A 19,137-nucleotide genomic window follows, 5' to 3' on the forward strand; every position below is an offset into this window, starting at 1 on the left:
CCTACGTCAGCGGACGTCCACGGCGTCGGCCGGCGAGGTCGAGCCGATGTAGCCGGAGGACTCCTTGTAGACCGCCTTCCAGGTGCCGTCCGCGGACGCCCTGAACTTCTTGGAGAACCAGCCGTAGACGTCGGTCTTCGTCGCCGCCATCTGGACCCACTTCGAGGTGCCGGCACGCCGGAAGTAGACGTACACGGGCGCGTTCGGGGCCGGGCTCGTCAAGTCCCGGAACCGGAAGAGCTGCCCCTTGACCGTGATGGTCCCGCCCTTCTTCACGGGCTCGGGCGAGGCGTTGAAGACGTACCACTCCGTCCGGTACTTGACGTCGACGAAGTCGACGGTGCTGACGGACGGCATGGTCAGGAGGCTGCCCGGGTAGCGGACGCGCCAGTACGCGTCCTTCGTCACCAGCTTGGCGTCGTTGAACGTGAAGTACATGGGCCGCGCCAGGGTCTGGGCGGCCCAGACCTTCCACGTCTTGCCGTCCAGGGAGTACTCCAGGTACAGCGGCAGCTCCGTGGCGCCGGTGTCGCCGGGCCGGACGTACAGTCGCCCGTCCGCGACGATCGGGTCGCGGTAGGCGTGCGGCTCGGGGATGGCGTTGAAGCCGGTGATCTCGGAGTGGTTCCGGACGTTCAGCGTCCCCAGGCCGACCTGGCTGCCGGTGAGGACCTCGTTTCCCTCGAAGCGCGCCGTCACCGCGCCCGACTTCCCGACCTGCCGCCCAACGGTGAAGGCGGCACGGAAGGTGCCGTCCGCGAAGGTCCGGGTCGTCTTGATGCTTCCGGCCTCAAGGATGTCGGGCGGCACATCGAGCTGGATCTCCAGCCCCTCCACGGGCTCGGGACCCGTGGAGCCCTGCCGGAGGACTCTGCCGTTCACGGTCATCACCGTGCCCGGAGACACGGTCGAATTCGGCCCCATCCGGGCGGTGATGACCGTGGCCTGCTTGTCGGCGGTGACGGAAGCGGCCCGGGTCGTGGCATCGGTCGCGTCGGCGTGCGCGGCGCCCGGAGCGAGGAAGGCGGACGAGGTGAGGGCGGCGGTGGCGAGCAGTGCGGATGAGCGGCGCAAGGCAGGACCTCTCCACTGATTACTGGTATGGATTTGACGCCCACGGTCCCCCGGCGGTTGACCACCGCCGATCACGCTTGCGTCACGGCGCCCGCCGCCCCATCGCCTACGTCAGCGGACGTCCACTCAAGGATCTTCGTCCGGTACCGGACCTCCACGTTGTCGTCACCGCTGACCGACGGCTCGGTGCTGTCGCTCTTCGGGACCAGAGCCCGCCAGTAGCCGGTCCGGTCCGCCCTGCCCTCGATGGTGAAGGCGCCGTCCCGGAAGACGCCGACTTCGCCCTTGGTGCTCCACGACTTGCGGTCGGTGGAGAACTGCGGCCTCACGGAGGCGTTGCCGGGGGCACCGATCCAGCGGCCGTCGGCGAGGCGGGTCAGGACGCGCCCGTACGCCGTCACGTTCTCCCCCGGCCGACCGGCTCCGGCGCGGCGTTGAACCCGGTGACGGACGTCCGGTACGCGACGCTGCGGTAGCGCGGCCGCCCCTCGGACCCGAAGTAGCCGCGGTGGTCGGCGGGCCAGCCGAGGGCGTCCGTCGCGAAGGAGGCCGACCATGCGCCGTCCTCGGCCGGGTTCATCGGGAACGTGAAGACGCCCCCGGCGCCGGTCGTGGCGCGGCCCAGGGGCGTCCAGGCCGGCTCGGGGGCCGGCTCGGCGAACTTGATCTCGACCTGCTTGCCCGCGAGCGGCGCCCAGACGCCGTCGCGGTCCTCGCGTTCCAGCCTGCCCGTCACGTCGACCCGGTCCCCGGCGACGAGGTGCTCGGGCACGTCCAGGGTGATCCGCGTGTTCAGCCGCCGCATGGCGACGGTGCCGGGCCCGCTCTCGGTGGGCCGGTACAGGAAAGAACCACGATGGACGAGGCTCATCCGGGTGTACTCGGTGGAGAAGGAGGCCCTCCCCACGTCCGGAGTCACCGCGAAATCGCTGATCACCGTGTCCGCGCCGTTGTCGATGGTGGCGCGATGGCGGGCCAGGACGGTCTGCTCGGCGTTGGTCAGCTCGACGTTCACCCACCAGCGGCCGGGGCCGACGGCGACGGCGGTCCTCGTCCGCCAGACGCCGTTCGCCGCCGTGCCCTCGACGAGTTCGAAGTCGTCCGCGGTGAGCGGCGTCGCGGATCCGCCCTCGTACGGTTCCGTGACGGCGCGGACGCCGGTGATGTCGAGGCCCGATTCGGCGGCCACCTCGATCTTCGTGGTGGCGCCGGGCGACAGGGCGCGGGCGCTGATCACCCGCAGGACCGCCGCCGCGTGCGCGGGGACCGCGGCCAGGGACAGCGTCACGGCTGGTGCCGCGACGACGGCGAGCAATCGGCGCACGGGACGACCTCTCCACTGTTCACTGGCGTGAAGAGGACGCCCAAGATCCACAAGCGGTTGTCGCCGGGGCGGCCGTCGACGATCTCGGTTGCGTCACGCCCGGGGGCGGCGTGGGCGGCTACCGGTCCGCTTCCGCCCAGGCCTGGTCGAGGACCTGCGCGAAGGTCTCGGAGGGCTGGGCGCCCGAGACTCCGTAGCGGCGGTCGATGACGAAGAAGGGCACGCCGGTCGCGCCGATGTCGCGCGCGGCGCGCTGCTCGGCGTCCACCTCCGAGGCGAACTTCCCGGACGCGAGCACGTCGCGTGCCTCCGCGGCGTCCAGGCCCGCCTCGGCGACGACGTCCACGAGGGTGTCCCGGTCGAACACCGGGCGCTCGTCGGTGAAGTAGGCCTTGAACAGGGCTTCCACGACCGCGCCCTGAACGCCTCGCTGGCCCGCGAGGTAGACGAGCCGGTGCGCGTCGGCGGTGTTGCCCGCCTGGCGCCCTTCGAGGTGGTACTCCAGACCGGCCGCGGCGGCGCGCTCCTCCATCTCCCGGTTCTTCCCGGCGGCCTCCTCGCGCGTCAGGCCGTACTTGTCGGCCAGCATGTCGGCCACGTCGACCGTCGCGCCCTGCGGGAACGAGGGATCGAGCTGGAACGCGCGGTAGACCACCTCGACCTGGTCCCGGTGCGCGAACCCTTCCAGAGCGCGCTCGAAATGCCGCTTACCGAGATAGCACCAGGGGCATACGACGTCGGCCCAGATCTCAACACGCACGGGATTACCTCTCTCAGGACGGTCTACCCGTGCCAACACGTCCCCGGCCTCTTTGATTTCCCGGGGCTCAGGCGTAGCCGGTGCGGATGCCGGCGATCCAGGCGGCCGCCTCGGTGAAGTCGGCGTCGTGGGTGCCGCGCCGGATCTCGGGGCGGACCTGGTCGGCGCGGGTGTAGGAGCCGACGAAGCGGACGTCGGCGCAGACGCGGCGCAGCCCCATCATGGCCTCGCCGACGCGGGCGTCGATGACGTGGCCCTCGAAGTCCATCCAGAACAGGTAGGAGCCGAGGCCCGCGCCGGTCGGGCGGGACTGGATCAGCGTGAGGTTGATGCCCCGGACCGAGAACTCGTTGAGGATCTCCAGCAGGGCGCCCGGGTGGTCCTCGCCGATGAACGCGACGACGGTCGTCTTGTCCATGCCGGTGGGCGGCGGCGGGGGGCACGGGCGGCTCAGGACGACGAAGCGGGTGACGGCGTCGGCGACGTCGTGGATGTCCTCCGCGAGGACCGACAGGCCGTAGCGGGCGGCCGCGAACGAGCCGGCGAGGGCCGCGTCGTAGTGGCCGTCGGCGACGTGCTGGGCGGCCTCGGCGTTGGAGGTGGCGGCGCGCCACTCGGCGTCCGGGACGCTCTCCAGCAGCCAGCGGCGGCACTGCGGCTGCGCGATCGGGTGGGACGCGACGGTCTTGATGTCGTCCAGGGCCGTGCCGGGGCGGACGAGGAGGGCGAACGAGACCGGCAGGTGGATCTCGCCGACGATCTGGAGGGGCTCGCCGGTCGCCAGCTCGTCCAGCGTGGTGGGGACCGAGCCCTCGACGGAGTTCTCCAGCGCGACGACGGCGGTGTCGACCTCCGCGCGCCGCAGCGCTTCGAGGGCGGCCGGGACGGTCGCGTACGGGATGTGCTCGGCCTCGGCGGCACCGGGGAGCGTCAGCAGCGCGGCCTCGGTGAAGGTGCCCCGCGGACCCAGGTAGGCATAGCGCGCTGGCCTGTCGTCTGCGGTCACTGGGGTCCCCCGGGTACGTGTTTCGGCTGTGCGGAAGCCGTCTTGCGGCAAGGCGAGAAAGCCGAGTCTACCGTCCGGGGCGGCGCTCCCTCTGGCACCGGTCGGGCGCCCGTTCGGGCATCGCCTCAGGCGCGGGCCGTGGGCGTGCGGGCGCCGTTGCCGAAGTCGGGGAGCGGGTCGTCCATCGAGACGATGGGGCCCTTGCCGAGCCGGGCGGCGCGCAGGACGTGGTTCTCCTCCGGGGAGAGCGTCTCGACGGCGTGCCCGCTCTGGACGGCCTTGGCGTAGGTCCGCGTCTCGGTCCGCCCGTTGATCGAGCTGACCACCACCCCGTCGCCGACCGCGTTGATCAGCGCGAGGGAGAAGGACCGGTGCCCGGACATCTCCTTGAGCGCGTCGTAGTGCACGATCGCGAGATCGCGCAGGGCGCGCTCGTCCACCTCGCCGCTCGCGACCTGGAGCTGGCGCCTCAGCATTTCCCCGCATTCGTCGACGACCTGGTTGACCCGGTTGTGCGCGACCACCGCGATGGAGAGCCCCGCAATCCCGGCGACCAGGCCGGCGACGGCCACTGCGACGAGCATCACGCGCCGAGCGTATCCAGGCCGACCTGCTGTTGCGAAGGATCTCGGGGGTGGTTGTCCGGATCGAGCCGTTTAACCAGCCATGTTCCGAGGACCAAAATCGAGGCCAGGGCGGCGAGGCCGAACGAATCGCGCAGGACCTGCCCCGCGAAAACCGTTACGGGGGAATGATCCGGGCCGATCAGACCCCGCGCCCACCACGGGAGCGGGAACAGGAAGAGCAGCCACAGGGCGAACGCGATCAGACATCTTCGCGTGTCACGCCCATCTCCCACCAAAGCCCCTAGTACCGCGATCATCCACACAAGGTGATGAATCCATCCCACAGGGGACAGGACAACGGACAGCAGCCCGACGATCGCGACCCCGGCGAGCAGGAGGCTGGAGGCGTCGGCGCCGGACGCCGCGTCGGCGGCGAGCGTCGCCCGGCGCGCCAGGCCGAAGCCGAACCAGGCGACGACCAGGGCGAGGGCCAGCCACACCAGCGTCCGGGCCGGCCCCTCGTCCAGGATCCGGGCCACGATCCCCTGGATCGCCTGGTTGGTCGTGCCGTCGACCGCGCCCGTCCGGTCGCCGCCCTCCAGCAGGGCGCCGAACCAGTAGGCCGACGAGTCGGACGGCAGCAGCACGAACCCGCCGAGCGTGGCGACGACGGCGGTCAGCACGGCGTTGACCAGCGCGTCCCGCCGCCCTGTGACCAGGAAGTAGATCAGGAAGACGCCCGGCACCAGCTTGATCGCCAGAGCCAGGCCGACGAGCATGCCGCGCGGCCAGCGGGCGGTGCGGGCGCAGCAGTCGGCCAGGCACATCGCCAGCAGGAACAGCCCGACCTGCCCGAACCTGACCTGGTCGCGGACGGGGTCGAGCCACGCCGTCACCGCGACCAGGACGCCCGCGGTGAGCGGCGCCCAGCGCCCGGTCCGGCGGATGAGGTCGCGGAAGGCGTAGCAGACGACGATCACGAGCGACAGGTAGATCAGCCCCGTCCAGACCCACTGCGCCGCGCGCCAGGGCAGGAGGCTGAACGGGACGGCCAGGGCGGCGGCGATCGGCGGGTAGGTGAAGGGGAGCAGCTGCGGCGGCTGCGTGAGGAAGTCGTAGAGGGGTGCGCCGCGCAGGACCGCCAGCCCGCCCTCCCGGTAGACCTCCAGGTCGACGAGCCGCTGGTCGGGCTGGTTCCCGAGCCACCGCTGGACGATCGGCGCCGCGGCGGCCGCGGCGACGGCGATCCCGGCGAGCAGGACCAGCAGGTCGCGGGCGCCGCGCCGGGCGGGGGCGCCGGCCCCCGCACCGGGGGCGTCGCGGGCATCCCGCGCCATCAGACCGTCCACAGCCCGCAGGATATGGCCCCTGCCCGGTAGTGGGGCTCTTGTAACCTGAACGCCATGACCTCCCGGGGAACGAAGATCGCCATGTTCCTCGCGACCCTCGTAGCGGCGCTGGCCGCCCTCGGGCCGGCGGCGCAGGCCGCCTCCCCCTCGGCCCCCGGCGGGCGGGCCGTCACCGGCCGCGTGGTGATCATCGGGGTGCCGGCGCTGATGTGGAGCGACGTCACCCGCGAGAACACCCCGGCGCTCTGGGGGCTGACCTCGCAGGGCTCCGCCGCGGGCCTCAGCGTCCGCACCACCCGCGTCATCACCTGCCCGACCGACGGCTGGCTGACGCTGTCGGCGGGGCAGCGGTCGCGGCTGGCGCACGGCGACTGCGCGCTGCCGTCCACGCCGGTCCCGCCCGGCCAGACCTCCCCCGCCGGACCGCCGCCAGCCGGCGGCGCCGTCGCCGCCGGCTGGCCCGCGATCAAGAGCGACAACGCGGGCACCAACTACCACGCGCGGATCGGGCTGCTCGGCGACGAGGTCCACCGGGCGGGCGGCTGCACGACGGCGGTCGGGCCCGGCGCGGTGTTCGGCGCCGCCGACGGCGCCGGCCGGGTCGACCGCTACGTCGATTCGCCCGACAAGGCCACCGCCGCCGACTGGGCGCGCTGCCCGCTCACGGCGGTCGACGTTGACGACCTCTTCCGCGCCTACATCACCGCGGGTGTCGACCCGCACGGCGACCAGGTCCCGCTGTCGGACGAGGTCCGCGCCGAAGCCGCGAAGGCCGCCGACCGCCGGGTCGCGCAGGTCGTGACCGGGCTCCCGGAGGGGACGACCGTGCTGGTCGCGGGCCTGTCCGACACCGGCGTCAACCCGCACCTGCGCGTGGCCGTCGCCAAGGGCGCCGGCTACGGGCCGGGCTACATGACCACCAGCGCCACCCGCCAGGACGGGCTGGTCACGCTGACCGACCTCACCGCGACGACGCTGAAGCTGCTCGGGGTGAAGCAGCCCAAGCAGGCCGTCGGGTCGGCGTGGCGGTCGCAGCCGTCCACGTCGTCCACGCACGACCGGGTCGACGCGCTCATGGACGAGGACGTCGCGGCCCAGGCGATCCGGGCCGTCCAGACGTCCTTCTACTGGGTGCTCTTCGCGGTGCAGCTCGTCCTGTACGGGATCGCCGTGGTCGCGCTGCGGCGCCTCGGCGGCGACCGCCGCTCGCGGGCGCGGATCCTCGGCGGAACCCGGGTGATCGCACTGCTCGGCGGCGCGGCGCCCGGCGCGTCCTTCCTCGCCGGGCTGCTGCCGTGGTGGCGGGCCGGGCACCCGACGCCCGTCCTGATCTGCACCGTGCTCGGCTTCGCCGGGCTGCTGACGGGCGTGGCGCTCGCCGGGCCCTGGCGCCGCTCCACCGTCGTCCCCGGCCTGGTGATCACGGGGGTGACGGCGCTCGTCCTCGCGCTGGACGTGATGACGGGCTCCTCCCTCCAGCTCAACACGCTGATGGGCTACACCGCCCTCGTCGCCGGGCGGTTCTACGGCTTCGGGAACCAGGCGTTCTCGCTGTTCGCGGTGGCCGCGATCCTGACGGCGGCGTGGCTGACGGAGTACCCGCTGCGCCGGGGGAGCAAGGCCGCCGCCGTCGCGATCGTGGCGGTGATCGGCGCGTTCACGGTCGCGGTGGACGGCCTGCCCGCCTTCGGCAGCGACTTCGGCGGCGTGCTGGCGATCGTCCCGGCGTTCGCGATGCTCGGCCTGATGGTCGCGGGCAAGCGCATGTCGCCGCTCAAGCTCGGCCTGTTCTTCCTGGCAGGCCTGGCGCTCGTGCTGCTCATCTCGTACGTGAACGCCCAGTCGGCCAACCCGACGCATCTCGGCCGGTTCTGGCAGGACCTCGTGGCCGGGGACGCCTGGGACGTCGTCACCCGCAAGTTCAACGCGATGCTGAACAGCCTCGGCTACTGGCCCTACACGCTCGCGCTCGCCGCCGCCGTCGTGTTCCTGTTCTTCGTCCTGGCGCGGCCCACGCGCTGGCGGGTGTCGCTGCTCCAGGGCGCCTACGAGAAGAGCCTGACGATGCGCCCGGCGGTGATCTGCGCTCTGGCGGTCGGCGTCATCGGCACGCTGGTGAACGACTCGGGCGTGGTGATCCTGTCGGTGGCGTTCAGCCTGGCGACCCCGCTGATGCTCGCCGCGGGGCTCCGGTCGCTGGAGATCGACCTGAGGAACGCAGACACGACGCCACCAGAGCCGTCAGGATCACCAGAAGCGTCCACGGGACCACGGTCGGCCGAACGACGGTGAACAGCCACTCCAGGTCGTCCGGCAGCCGGATGCGGGCGGGCGCGCGGGCCGGCAGGTAGGCGAGGCTGAGCGCGGTGGTGTGGGCGAGCAGGATCCAGTCGATCCGCGTCCAGGGCAGCAGCGCCAGCAGCGCCCACCCGAACCCGTCGTACCAGGGCAGCGCGTAGGGCGCGGCGAGGAGCCAGGCGAGGGCGATCGCGGCGGCGACGCGGCGCTCCTCCGCGCCGGGCACGAGGGCGTCCTCCCTGGGCAGGGCCCGGACGAGCAGCAGGAACAGGACCAGGCCGAGCAGCATCGCGCCCAGCTTGATGACGTCGCGCTGCGAGCCGCGGCCGAGCGACTCGTCGAGCAGGTGCCAGGGGGTCGCGAAGGAGACCATGTTGCTGGCCTCGCGGACCTGGTCGAGCGCGTGCGGACCGGCGAGCGCGTAGGACAGCGCCGTCACGGCCGCGCCGCCCGCGACCAGCGCGACCAGATGACCGATCGGCCATTTCTGGCGCTCCGTCCAGGTCTGGCGCAGCAGCCCCCAGGCGGGGCCCCCGGCGACCAGCGCGGCGGGCAGCTTGATCGCCGTTCCGAGCCCGGCCAGCGCCCCGGCCGCGAGGGAGCGCGCCCAGCCCGCCCGGCCGGCGGCCCCGCCGCCGAAGACGGCGAGCGCGGCCACCATCGGCGCGATCGCCAGGACGTCGTTGTGCGCCCCCGCCACCAGGTGGAACAGCACGAGCGGATTGCACGTCCACAGCAGCGCCGTGCGGAGCCGCCGCTCCGGCGTCCTGGACATCCGGTAGAGGATCAGGGCCGTCGCCGCGAACGCGAGCACGTTCAGCACCGACAGGACGAAGACGGTCAGCCGCACCGAGCCGCTGCCGATCCACGCGGCGAACGCCTGCCCGCCCGTGGCGACCGGCCCGTACACCGACGGCGTCGTCCGCCACTCCTCGGGCGCCCCGGCGACCGGGTCCTTCGGCAGGTCGACGGCGCTCGTCCGGTACGGGTCGTGCCCGGTCGCGGCCATCCGCCCGTAGGAGGCGTAGTTCAGGTGGTCGGTGGACCCGACGGGCGGCATGAACATGAACGCGGCCGCCGCCAGCAGGCCCGCGACCACCAGCGGCAGGGCCCGCACGCGCCAGCCCCTGCGGACGGCCGCGAGGCACAGGCCGAGCCCGAGCGCGCTCACGACGATCCCCGCGACGACCAGGCCGATCACCAGGTACGGCGACGGGTGCGCGTCCAGCGCGTACGGCGGTTCGGCGCGCGGGCCCTCCAGTTCCGGCTCGAACACCGACGGCCCGAGGAGCGCGGTGGCGGCGAAGCAGGCGACGCCGGCCCCGATCCCCCACAGCCCGCCCGTGCCGAGACGGGTCACGGGCTGCTGCCGCGCAGGCGGTCGAGCCCCTTGGCCACCGCCGGTTCGCGCACGGCGAGCGCTCTGGCCACGTCCCGGAACTGCCGGGCGCGGTGCAGCTGGGCGCGCCAGTCGGTGCCGGTGGCGCGGTGCGCGAGCGGCACCTCGACCTCCGCCACCCGGAACCCGGCGCGCAGCAGGTCGACGGTGAGCGCGGTCTCCACCCCGAACCCGGCGGCGAGCGGGAGCGCGGCGTCGAACGCGGCGCGGGTCAGGCAGCGCTGCCCGTTCAGCGGCGCGGTGGCCTCCCAGCCGGTGGCGCGGCGGATCCCGTCGCGCGACAGCCGGACGACGAACCCGTGCCCGCCGAGCTTCACGGTCGTGGTGAACACGGCGATCGTCATGTCGGCCTCACCGGACCTGACCGGCTCGACCAGCGGCGCGGCCTCGCGCGCGGTCTCGGCGAGGTCGGCGTCGAGGAAGAGCAGGTGGCGGGGCCGGTCGCGGCCCTCGTCCAGCAACCGGACGGCCTCGGCGCCGCTCTCCATGGCGGCGCCCTTGCCCCGGTTGCGGCTGTGCCGCACGACCCGGGCCCCGGCCTCGCGGGCCACCCGCCCGGTGCCGTCGGACGAGCCGTCGTCGATGACCACGACCAGATCGGCGCCGGGAAGCTCCTGTGCGGCCTTGACCGTGGCCGCGATGCGGTCGGCTTCGTCCTTGGCCGGGATGCACACCGCTACGTCCTGCATATCCGCGATCGTAGTCGGGGACGGGCGCGCGATGCCGCAGGGCACGGGGGAACGGCCCAAGCCGTTACCCGCGCGACCGGACGGCGACCCGCGGGGTTCACCCGCGGCGCCGGCGGCAGGGACGAGTGGTCGGGAAGGTCAGCCGGCGTCCAGGACGGGCGCCGCCTCCGTCACGGTGAAGACGGTGTCGAGCCCGGTGACCTGCAGGATCCGCTTCACGGCGGGGCGCGGCGCGGCCAGTTCCAGCGCGCCGCCCTGCTCCTTCAGCCGCTTCATGGCCGAGAGCAGCACGTTCATGCCCGTCGAGTCGCAGAACTCGATGCCGCTCATGTCGACCACGATGTGGTCGGCCTGGTCGCGCAGCAGGCCCGCGAGGGCCGCCTGCAACCTGGGCGCGGTGTACAGGTCGAGCTCACCGGTCGCCGTGACAACGGCGTGACCTCCCTGAGACGCGGTCGAGACATTTAGCTCCACGTCCGGCACACTATCTCGCGAACGGCCCGGGAGCCAGACGGTTCGCCAAGTCCCCTGCGCCGTGGGCGTTTCCGGGGCGTGTCGCCGCCTTGCCAGTCCCGCACGCTTTGAGTATTACGCACCGTAATGTGCCGAATTCAGCGATGGAGATGGGCGATCCGGTCCGCCGATATCGCGGGTTCGCACCGCACGGCTGCCCGGAGTAGGGGAACCTGAACGGGTGCAACAGCGGCATGGTCGACTGCGCGAGCGCCTGGAGACGGTCCGGGCGCGGGCGGCGAAGTCCAGCACGTGGCGGACGTCCACCCAGGTCCTGTTCCGCCTGGTGAACAAGGACGGCTTCGTCCCCGTCCGGACACGTCTGTCCCGCGAGGACCTCGCCTTCCTCGCCGGCGCCCGCGAAGAGGTCATCGCCTTCTCCGACCTCACCCTGCGCCTCGTCGACCTGCACCGCCCGCAGGAGGCCGGCGGCATCACCAGCGACCCCGACCGCCCCATCCGCCGCTGCCGCGCCTGCATGTCCCGCTGGCCCTGCACCACCTACCGCACCATCACCGAGGCCCTGGACCCCTGACCCGCCCCCGCCGGACCCACGACCACCACAGCACCCCCGCGGCAACCCGAGGGACCGCGATCGCGTCCGAAGGCAGATTCAAGCGAAGCAAGAATCTGATCGCGAAGCGAGCCGCAAGGCGAGCCGAAGCGGCGCCAGGTATCCCAGCAGCCTCAGCCCCCACCGCAACCCCGCGACGACCCCAGGAACCGCGATCGCGTCCGAAGGCAGGTTCGAGCTTGCGAGAACCTGATCGCGAAGCGAGCCGCAAGGCGAGCCGAAGCGGCGCCAGCTGTCCCAGCAGCCTCAGCCCCCACCGCAACCCCGCGACGACCCCAGGAACCGCGATCGCGTCCGAAGGCAGGTTCGAGCTTGCGAGAACCTGATCGCAAAGCGAGCCGCAAGGCGAGCCGAAGCGATGCCAGCGATCGCCCGCTTTTATCGACGATGGAGGGCCGCCAGGCCCGAAGGAGGAGAAAAAGCAAAGCTAACAGGGAAGGCGGACCTCGAAGCGGCAGCCCGCGCCGGCGTTGGCCACGCCGATCTCGCCCGCGTGGGCCTCGACGATGCCGCGGGCGATGGCGAGGCCGAGGCCGGCGCCGCCGCCCGGGGTGCGGGCCGCCTCGCCGCGGAACGCGACGTCGAACACGCGCGGCAGGTCGTCCTGCGGGATGCCGCCGCAGGCGTCCGCCACCGTCACCCGGGCCTCGCCGCCGCGGACCTCGCCGGTGATCTCGACCGCGCCGTCGCTCGGCGTGTGCCGGATCGCGTTCACGACGAGGTTGCGCAGCGCGCGGCCCAGTTCGCCCGCGTCCACCCGGACGGGCATGCCCTCGCGGACGTCTCCGCGCAGCCGGACGCCCTTGGCGCGGGCCAGCGCCTCGGCGCCCGCGACCGCCTCGGCGACCAGGTCGGCCAGGCCGACCCGCTCCCGGGACAGGCGCAGGGCGCCCGCGTGGATGCGGGAGAGCTCGAACAGGTCGTCCACCATCTCGGTCAGCCGCTCCACCTCCACGCGGATGCGGCCGTGGTAGCGGCGGACCGTCTCCTCGTCGGCGACGACCTCGTCCTCCAGTGCCTCGGCCATCGCGCGCAGACCGGCCAGCGGGGTGCGCAGGTCGTGGCTCACCCAGGCGACCAGCTCGCGGCGGCTCGCCTCCAGGGCCTGCTCGCGCTCGTGCGCGGCGGCCAGCCGGTCGTAGGCGGCCTCCAGCTCGCGCGACAGCTCCGCGAGCTCGGCGGGCAGGTGCGCCGCGGGCGGACGGAACCGGTCCGCGCGGACGGCCTCGACCAGGGTCCGGTTCGCGGCCGTTAGGCGGCGGCCGAGCAGGACCGACACCGCCATCGCGACCAGCCCCGCCGACGTCACGACCGCGAGCACCACGGAGCGGTCGTGGTCGTTCAGCAGCATCAGGAACGAGATCACCAGGATGCCGGAGATGGTCGCCAGCACCGTGGCGGCGCCGACGACGACCAGCTGGGTCCCGACCGAGCGGCCGCGCAGCGCGTGCAGGGCGGCGAGGGCCACCGCCGCGACGGCGAACGCGGCCAGCGCCGCGTAGAAGACCACCCAGAGCAGATCCTGGAACGGGATCATGAACCGGTCTCCGCGGGCTCGTAGCGGTAGCCGACGCCCCACACGGTGACGATCCGGCGCGGCGCGGTCGGGTCGTCCTCGACCTTCTCGCGCAGCCGCCGGACGTGGACGGTCACCGTGGAGGAGTCGCCGAACGTCCAGTCCCAGACGCGTTCGAGCAGCTCCTCGCGGGTGAAGGCCTGCCGCGGATGGCGCAGCAGGAACGCCAGCAGGTCGAACTCGCGGGAGGTGAGCGCGAGCCGCTCGCCGCGCAGCTCCGCCTCGTGCGCGCCGACGTCCACGACGAGGCCGCCGTCGCGCAGCGGGCCGGACGGGCCGGTCGGGACGAGCGCGCCCCGGGCCCGCCGCAGCACCGACCGGACGCGCAGCGCCAGCTCGCGGGGGCTGAACGGCTTCGTCACGTAGTCGTCGGCGCCGGTCTCCAGCCCGACGAGCCGGTCGGTCTCGGCGCCGAGCGCCGTCAGCATCACGATCGGGACGGTGGAGGTCTCGCGGAGCCGGCGGCACACCTCCAGGCCGTCCATCCCGGGCAGCATGAGGTCGAGGACGACGAGGTCCGGCGGCTCGTCGAGCGCCCTGCGCAGGGCGGCCCGGCCGTCGGCGACGCACGCGACCTCGTGCCCGTCGCGGGCCAGGTAGCGGGCGACGACCTCGGCGACCGTCGGGTCGTCGTCGACCACCAGGACGCGGCCGGCGTGGGAGGGGCTGTTCACCCCTCAACGCTAGGCCCAGGCCGCCCGGTCCGGCCCGGGACGTCATCACCCCGTAAGGAGTTGATCACGCTTCGACCTGGGCGGTCTGCGGGAAGGGACGAACGCCGCTTTAATGGCTCGATGCCACAGAATCGCCCGGCGACCTCCAACGGCGGGCTCATCGCCCTGATCCTGGTCGGCGGCGCGGTCGCCACCGGCGTCGCCGCCCTGTTCATGACCGTGCGGTCGTACGCGTCCCCGGCCATGCTGGGCTTCCGCACGTCCCCGGCCTACTTCCTGATCGCGTGCCTGTTCACCGGGCTCGTCGTCGGCACGGCCGTCCTGCCGACCCGGCCCCGCGGGCCGCTGGCGCCGATCGCGGCGGGGGTGTCGGCGTACGTGGCGATGGAGGTCGGCGGGCGGATCGGCATGATCCTCGGCCTCATGCTGTCCGCGCAGGGGATGCCGAGCAGCGGCTTCCTCTCGGCGGTCCTGAAGCCCTTCTTCGGGCGCTACCAGGCGTTCGAGCTCCTGGCGCTGGTGGTGGCGGCGGGGCTCGCGGCGCTGCGGGTCCTGACGGCCAGGACCGGCGCGTCCCAGCCGTGGAACGCGGGCGGCCCCGGCGGCCCGTTCGGCGCCCCCGGCCGGCCGCCGCACCCCGCGCAGCCGCCGTCCTACCAGCCGCCCTTCCCCGGCCCCGGTCAGGGTCCGGCCCCTGGGGCGCCTCAGGGTGGGCCTCCGCCGCACGGCGGTGCCTAGGTCGTCCCCCAGGCTGATGACCCCTGTGGGGCGAGCGCATACGGTGGAGTCATGGGTAAGACGATCCTGACCGTCCTCGGTGTCCTTCTCGCGGTGTGGCTGGTGGTCACCGTCATCGGCGCGATCTTCTCGATGCTGAAGTTCTTCTTCTTCATCGGACTCGTCGCCGTCGTGGTGGCACTCGCCGTGACCGCCGTCTCCAAGATGTCGAAAAGCCGCTAGGCGAGCGGCCCGATCCCCTTGCCGCGGTGTCGCCGGTGACCGCATGATGCCGGAACAACCAGGCGGTCATCGGCGAAAGGGCCCATCGTGCCAGGTCTAGACGGAGTGCTGCGCGAGCGCGCGCTCGCCTATCCCGATCGTGTCGCGTACATCGCCGGCGGCACCGAGATCTCCTACCGCGACTTCGACCGGCGCGTCGACCGGGTGGCCGCGGCGCTCGCCGCCGCCGGGCTCGGCCCCGGCGACCGGGTCGCGGTCCTCGACAAGAACTCCCTCGAATACGCCGAGCTGCTCTTCGGCGCGACCCGCGCCGGCGCCGCGCAGGTCCCGGTGAACTACCGGCTGGCGCCCGACGAGGTCGCCTACATCGTCAACAACGCGCAGGCGAAGGTCTTCGTCGTCGGCCCCGAGTTCCTGCCCGTCCTGGACGCCATCGCCGGCAAGCTCGAACACACCGACCTGACCGTCGTCATCGGCGGCGCCGGCCACCCCCACCAGGACTACGCCGCCTGGATCGACGCCGCCCCCGCCGAGCCCCCCGCGTACGAGCCGGGCAGCGGGGACGTGTTCGTCCAGCTCTACTCGTCCGGCACGACGGGCCTGCCCAAGGGCGTCATGCTGACGCACGACAACTTCCTCGCGGCGCTCGCGGTGACCAACGACGTGTGGGACATCGACGCGTCGTCCGTGCTGATGATCGCGATGCCGATGTACCACGTGGCCGGCAACGTGCTCACCGTCTCCGCCGTCTACAACGGCCTCACCGGCATCGTCACGCGCGAGCCCGACCCGACCGCGATCGCGCGGGGCATCGAGCGGCACCGCGTCACGCACATCTTCCTCGTCCCGGTGCTGCTGCAGTTCATGCCGCTGATCCCCGAGGTCACCGCGTCCGACATGTCCAGCCTGCGGCTCATGCTGTACGGCGCGTCCCCGATCAGCGAGGACGTCCTGCGCACCGCCATGGCGATGCTGCCGACCACCGATTTCCGGCAGGTGTACGGCCTGACGGAGGTCACCGGCGCGATCACCTCGCTGCCCCCCGAGGACCACGACCCGGACGGCCCGAACGCGCACCGCCTGCGCAGCGCCGGCCTGCCGAACGACACCACCGAGCTGAGGATCGTGGACCCGGCCACCGGGGAGGAGCTGCCGACCGGCCGGGTGGGCGAGATCATCTGCCGGACGCCGCAGAACATGAAGGGCTACTGGGGCATGCCGGACGCGACCGCGACCGCGCTGTCCGAGGACAACTGGTTCCGCACGGGCGACGCCGGCTACCTCGACGAGGACGGCTACCTCTACATCCACGACCGCGTCAAGGACATGATCATCTCAGGTGGGGAGAACATCTACCCCGCCGAGGTGGAGAACGTCCTGATGGGCCACCCGGCCGTCGGCGACTGCGCGGTCATCGGCGTCCCGGACGAGCGCTGGGGCGAGACCCCGAAGGCGATCGTCGTCGTCTCCGAGGACGTCTCCGACCAGGACCTCATCGACCACTGCCGCGAGCACCTGGCCCACTTCAAGTGCCCCACCTCGGTCGACCGCCGCGACGCCATCCCCCGCAACCCCACCGGCAAGATCCTCAAACGCGACCTCCGCGCCCCCTACTGGCAGGACACGGCCCGAGGGGTCAACTGACCAGTTCCCCCACCCGCGACAACCCGAGTGGCCGCGATCCACGCCCGAAGGCAGGTTCAAGCGAAGCGAGAACCTGATCGCGAAGCGGGCCGCAAGGCGAGCCGGAGCGATGCCGGCGATCGCCCGCGTCTATCGACGATGGAGGGCGCCCAGCGCCCGAAGGAGGAGAAAAACGCAAAACTACTGGTAGCGGACTACTGCTGAGAGGGGGCGGTGGTCCGAGGTCTTGACGGGGGATGCCGGGACGCTGCAGGAGACGGCGGCCGACTTGCCGATGAACAGGTAGTCGGTCTTGGCGAGTGCGGTGCCCTGCCAGTTCTGCCGGGTGTTCGCGCCCGTCCGGGAGGAGCCGGACTGGTCGCACTCGTCGTAGGCCGCGTAGAGGGGGTCGAGCGCCGGGCTCTCCGGTGCGTCGGCCAGGTCGCCGCCGACGAGGACGCGGTCCGAGCCCGCGAGGGTGGTGAGGGCGCCCGCCTCCTTGCGGCGCCACTGGGTGTTCTCGGTCTCGCTGAGCTGGGTGACGCAGACGCGGGTCGTCCAGGACGGGACCTCGCCGCACAGGGCGACCCGGGAGCTCCCCGAGGGGGCGGGCAGCCTGGCCTGCCGCTGCGCGGTGAGCGGGACGTCGGTGCCGATGGCGACGCCGGCGCGGCCCTGCCCGGCGGCGCACGACCCGTCGCCGGGCGCGAACGCCCAGCTCCACTTGGGCAGGGACGTCTTGAACGAGCGGATCTGGCCCTCGCAGACCTCCTGGAGGAGGGCGGCGTTCGGGTGCACCGTGCGCCCGCCGACCTCGGTTTCCCGCATCCGCTGCACGATCTCCTTGGTGAGCTTCGCGGGCGCGGTGCCGGAGGAGCAGTCGGAGCCGCCGCACACGTTCCAGCTCACCGCGTTGATCGTCACGGCGGCGGGGCGGGGGGCGGCACCGTCGGCGTGGGCGGGGCCTCCGCCGCCCACCAGGCCCTCGATGCTGGCACCGGTGGCGGCCGCGGTCACGACCGCGGCGGCCGCACAGACCGAGAGCAGGGGAATCAGGGCGCGGGGGGATCGCACACGTGCTCCAGACGGGAATCTGCGGGGGTGATGTCGGAAATCTCACCACATCAAGATCGCATCCGCCAGCCGTTCGCGACCTCTGGGTCACCGGAGGCCGGGGATCCGCCCGATCAAGGCTAAGGGGCCCCGGCGAGTGCCGGGGCCCCTCTTCCGCTAGTCGAGCAGGGCGGTGACGGTGCCCGCGCCGACCGTCCGGCCGCCCTCCCGGACGGCGAAGCCGAGCCCCTCGGTCATCGCGACGGGCTTGCCCAGCTCGACGGCCATCTCGACCGAGTCGCCGGGCAGCGCCATGCCGCCCTCGCCGAGGTCGACGCCGCCGACCACGTCCGTGGTGCGGAAGTGGAACTGCGGCCGGTAGCCGTGGAGGAACGGCCTGCTCCGCCCGCCCTCGTCGGCGGTCAGCACCCGGACGCGGGCCCGGAACCGCCGGTGCGGACGGATCGCGCCCGGCGCGCCGACCACCTGGCCGCGCCGCACCTGGTCCCGCTTGACGCCGCGCAGCAGCATGGCGGTGTTGTCGCCCGCCTCGGCGTGGTCCATCGTCTGCCCGAACGTCTCCAGCCCCGTCGCGACGGAGCCGAACGTCTCGCCGAGCCCGACGACCTCCACGGCGTCCCCGAGCCGTATCGCGCCCTGGGCCACGACCCCGGTCACGACGGTCCCGCGCCCGGTGATCGTGAGGACGCTCTCGACCGGCATCAGGAACGGCTGGTCGAGCACCCTGCGCGGCACCGGCACGTAGGCGTCGATCGCGTCGAGCAGGTCGACGATGCGGGCCGTCCAGTACGGGTCGCCCTCCAGCGCCCGGAGGCCGGACACGCGCACGATCGGGACCTCCTCGCCGGGGAGGCCGTACTCGGTGAGCAGGTCCCTGACCTCCAGCTCGACGAGGTCGAGGAGCTCAGTGTCCTCGACCATGTCGGCCTTGTTCAGCGCCACCACGATGTGCCCGACGCCGACCTGCCGCGCCAGCACGACGTGCTCGCGGGTCTGCGGCATGGCGCCGTCCTGGGCGGACACGACCAGCACGGCCCCGTCCACCTGGGCGGCACCGGAGATCATGTTCTTGACGTAGTCGGCGTGGCCCGGCATGTCGACGTGGGCGTAGTGCCGGGTCGCGGTCGCGTACTCGACGTGCGCGACGTTGATCGTGATGCCTCGGTCGCGCTCCTCGGGCGCGCGGTCGATGCGCTCGAACGGCACCGGGGACGCCAGCCCGCGGTCGGCGAGCACCTTGGTGATCGCCGCGGTCAGCGTCGTCTTGCCGTGGTCGACGTGCCCCATCGTGCCGATGTTCAGGTGCGGCTTGTCGCGCTCGTAGAGCTGCTTGGCCATCGGTCTCGTCCTCACTGGTGGATCCGGTGGGAACCGACCGCGCGCACACGGGCGCGCGGTCTGGTGACCACCCCCCTCCGCTGGTTCTCCGGAGGTGGACGGAGAGGGGTCAGCTTCGGATGAGCGCGGCGAACCGGGGGGCGTGGGGGGTCGGCCCCTCACATGCGGCACGCAGGCCGTCGAAGGCGTCTGCGTCCGCTGCCGCCGAGAAGGCAGCCGGCACCGCGCTCAGCAGGGCGATGCCTGCGAGCGTCCGGGTGCCGGCTGCGAGGAACATGCCCCGGACACTACGGCCGCCTCCCGCCGAAGTCGACCGGTTTTTCACGCGCGCTTGCGGTGG

Annotated in this window: 18 protein-coding genes and 1 pseudogene; 5 read left to right on the plus strand and 14 right to left on the minus strand. The window is 72.8% G+C overall.

The window, feature by feature from the left end; all coding sequences use genetic code 11:
- Positions 1–6 precede the first annotated feature (6 nt).
- The 7 genes from ACQEU6_RS28490 to ACQEU6_RS28520 all read right to left on the minus strand — a co-directional run bounded on the left by ACQEU6_RS28490 (position 7) and on the right by ACQEU6_RS28520 (position 6,079).
- Positions 7–1,074 (minus strand): hypothetical protein, encoded by a 1,068-nt coding sequence (locus ACQEU6_RS28490; protein WP_499336128.1) that lies wholly within the window; start codon positions 1,072–1,074, stop codon positions 7–9.
- Positions 1,075–1,145: 71 nt separating this feature from the next.
- A complete protein-coding gene (locus ACQEU6_RS28495; RefSeq protein ID WP_499336129.1) occupies positions 1,146–1,475 on the minus strand; it encodes a hypothetical protein in 330 nt (109 codons plus the stop codon).
- Positions 1,472–2,398, minus strand: coding sequence for a hypothetical protein (locus ACQEU6_RS28500; RefSeq protein WP_499336130.1), 927 nt, complete (start codon positions 2,396–2,398; stop codon positions 1,472–1,474). The genes ACQEU6_RS28495 and ACQEU6_RS28500 overlap by 4 nt, the downstream gene beginning before the upstream one ends.
- A gap of 118 nt (positions 2,399–2,516) precedes the next feature.
- Positions 2,517–3,158, minus strand: coding sequence for a DsbA family oxidoreductase (locus tag ACQEU6_RS28505; RefSeq protein ID WP_499336131.1), 642 nt, complete (start codon positions 3,156–3,158; stop codon positions 2,517–2,519).
- Between the two features lie 67 nt (positions 3,159–3,225).
- Complete coding sequence (gene pheA, locus ACQEU6_RS28510) at positions 3,226–4,164, minus strand: prephenate dehydratase (RefSeq protein WP_499336132.1); 939 nt, start codon at positions 4,162–4,164, stop codon at positions 3,226–3,228.
- Between the two features lie 125 nt (positions 4,165–4,289).
- Positions 4,290–4,748 (minus strand): DUF4446 family protein, encoded by a 459-nt coding sequence (locus ACQEU6_RS28515; protein ID WP_499340373.1) that lies wholly within the window; start codon positions 4,746–4,748, stop codon positions 4,290–4,292.
- Complete coding sequence (locus ACQEU6_RS28520) at positions 4,748–6,079, minus strand: glycosyltransferase 87 family protein (protein WP_499336133.1); 1,332 nt, start codon at positions 6,077–6,079, stop codon at positions 4,748–4,750. The genes ACQEU6_RS28515 and ACQEU6_RS28520 overlap by 1 nt, the downstream gene beginning before the upstream one ends.
- Before the next feature lie 54 nt (positions 6,080–6,133).
- Between ACQEU6_RS28520 and ACQEU6_RS28525 the strand changes: the two genes are divergently transcribed.
- Positions 6,134–8,371: a hypothetical protein gene (locus ACQEU6_RS28525; protein WP_499336134.1), complete on the plus strand. Its 2,238-nt coding sequence runs from the start codon at positions 6,134–6,136 to the stop codon at positions 8,369–8,371.
- Between the two features lie 538 nt (positions 8,372–8,909).
- On the opposite strand, the pseudogene mptB reads toward ACQEU6_RS28525, so the two are convergent.
- From mptB to ACQEU6_RS28540, 3 genes and pseudogenes are all read right to left on the minus strand, one after another.
- Positions 8,910–9,737: pseudogene (mptB, locus tag ACQEU6_RS28530) on the minus strand (polyprenol phosphomannose-dependent alpha 1,6 mannosyltransferase MptB); the annotation flags it as partial.
- A complete protein-coding gene (locus ACQEU6_RS28535; RefSeq protein ID WP_499336135.1) occupies positions 9,734–10,465 on the minus strand; it encodes a glycosyltransferase family 2 protein in 732 nt (243 codons plus the stop codon). The pseudogene mptB and the gene ACQEU6_RS28535, both read right to left, overlap by 4 nt.
- A gap of 138 nt (positions 10,466–10,603) precedes the next feature.
- Positions 10,604–10,939, minus strand: coding sequence for an STAS domain-containing protein (locus ACQEU6_RS28540; protein WP_173396251.1), 336 nt, complete (start codon positions 10,937–10,939; stop codon positions 10,604–10,606).
- Between the two features lie 220 nt (positions 10,940–11,159).
- On the opposite strand from ACQEU6_RS28540, the gene ACQEU6_RS28545 reads away from it, so the two are divergent.
- Positions 11,160–11,513, plus strand: coding sequence for a hypothetical protein (locus tag ACQEU6_RS28545; protein WP_499336136.1), 354 nt, complete (start codon positions 11,160–11,162; stop codon positions 11,511–11,513).
- A gap of 466 nt (positions 11,514–11,979) precedes the next feature.
- On the opposite strand, the gene ACQEU6_RS28550 is transcribed toward ACQEU6_RS28545, so the two are convergent.
- Together ACQEU6_RS28550 and ACQEU6_RS28555 are read right to left on the minus strand one after the other, a co-directional pair.
- A complete protein-coding gene (locus ACQEU6_RS28550; protein WP_499336137.1) occupies positions 11,980–13,089 on the minus strand; it encodes a sensor histidine kinase in 1,110 nt (369 codons plus the stop codon).
- The gene (locus ACQEU6_RS28555; RefSeq protein ID WP_499336138.1) at positions 13,086–13,802 is read right to left on the minus strand and encodes a response regulator; all 717 of its coding nucleotides are present in this window, start codon (positions 13,800–13,802) and stop codon (positions 13,086–13,088) included. The genes ACQEU6_RS28550 and ACQEU6_RS28555 overlap by 4 nt, the downstream gene beginning before the upstream one ends.
- A gap of 120 nt (positions 13,803–13,922) precedes the next feature.
- On the opposite strand from ACQEU6_RS28555, the gene ACQEU6_RS28560 reads away from it, so the two are divergent.
- The 3 genes from ACQEU6_RS28560 to ACQEU6_RS28570 all read left to right on the plus strand — a co-directional run bounded on the left by ACQEU6_RS28560 (position 13,923) and on the right by ACQEU6_RS28570 (position 16,406).
- On the plus strand, positions 13,923–14,540 hold the full coding sequence (locus ACQEU6_RS28560) for a hypothetical protein (protein ID WP_499336139.1): 618 nt from the start codon (positions 13,923–13,925) through the stop codon (positions 14,538–14,540).
- 51 nt (positions 14,541–14,591) lie between these two features.
- Positions 14,592–14,762 (plus strand): hypothetical protein, encoded by a 171-nt coding sequence (locus ACQEU6_RS28565; protein ID WP_499336140.1) that lies wholly within the window; start codon positions 14,592–14,594, stop codon positions 14,760–14,762.
- An 87-nt stretch (positions 14,763–14,849) separates the two neighbouring features.
- Positions 14,850–16,406: a long-chain-fatty-acid--CoA ligase gene (locus ACQEU6_RS28570; RefSeq protein WP_499336141.1), complete on the plus strand. Its 1,557-nt coding sequence runs from the start codon at positions 14,850–14,852 to the stop codon at positions 16,404–16,406.
- A gap of 180 nt (positions 16,407–16,586) precedes the next feature.
- Here ACQEU6_RS28570 and ACQEU6_RS28575 read toward each other — a convergent pair whose 3' ends face one another.
- Positions 16,587–17,459 carry an endonuclease/exonuclease/phosphatase family protein gene (locus ACQEU6_RS28575; protein ID WP_499336142.1) on the minus strand — a complete coding sequence of 291 codons (873 nt, stop codon included), beginning with the start codon at positions 17,457–17,459 and terminating at the stop codon, positions 16,587–16,589.
- A 156-nt stretch (positions 17,460–17,615) separates the two neighbouring features.
- Positions 17,616–18,797, minus strand: coding sequence for an elongation factor Tu (gene tuf / locus ACQEU6_RS28580; RefSeq protein ID WP_499336143.1), 1,182 nt, complete (start codon positions 18,795–18,797; stop codon positions 17,616–17,618).
- Between the last annotated feature and the right edge of the window lie 340 nt (positions 18,798–19,137).

The organism is Spirillospora sp. CA-108201, assembly GCF_050936235.1.
GTDB lineage: Bacteria > Actinomycetota > Actinomycetes > Streptosporangiales > Streptosporangiaceae > Spirillospora.

Coding starts and splice junctions, on each gene's coding strand:
- ACQEU6_RS28525 (WP_499336134.1), top strand. CDS start 6,134: ATGACCTCCCGGGGAACGAAGATCGCCATGTTCCTCGCGACCCTCGTA.
- ACQEU6_RS28565 (WP_499336140.1), top strand. CDS start 14,592: ATGGGTAAGACGATCCTGACCGTCCTCGGTGTCCTTCTCGCGGTGTGG.
- ACQEU6_RS28550 (WP_499336137.1), bottom strand. CDS start 13,089: ATGATCCCGTTCCAGGATCTGCTCTGGGTGGTCTTCTACGCGGCGCTG.
- ACQEU6_RS28560 (WP_499336139.1), top strand. CDS start 13,923: ATGCCACAGAATCGCCCGGCGACCTCCAACGGCGGGCTCATCGCCCTG.
- ACQEU6_RS28535 (WP_499336135.1), bottom strand. CDS start 10,465: ATGCAGGACGTAGCGGTGTGCATCCCGGCCAAGGACGAAGCCGACCGC.
- ACQEU6_RS28515 (WP_499340373.1), bottom strand. CDS start 4,748: ATGCTCGTCGCAGTGGCCGTCGCCGGCCTGGTCGCCGGGATTGCGGGG.
- tuf (WP_499336143.1), bottom strand. CDS start 18,797: ATGGCCAAGCAGCTCTACGAGCGCGACAAGCCGCACCTGAACATCGGC.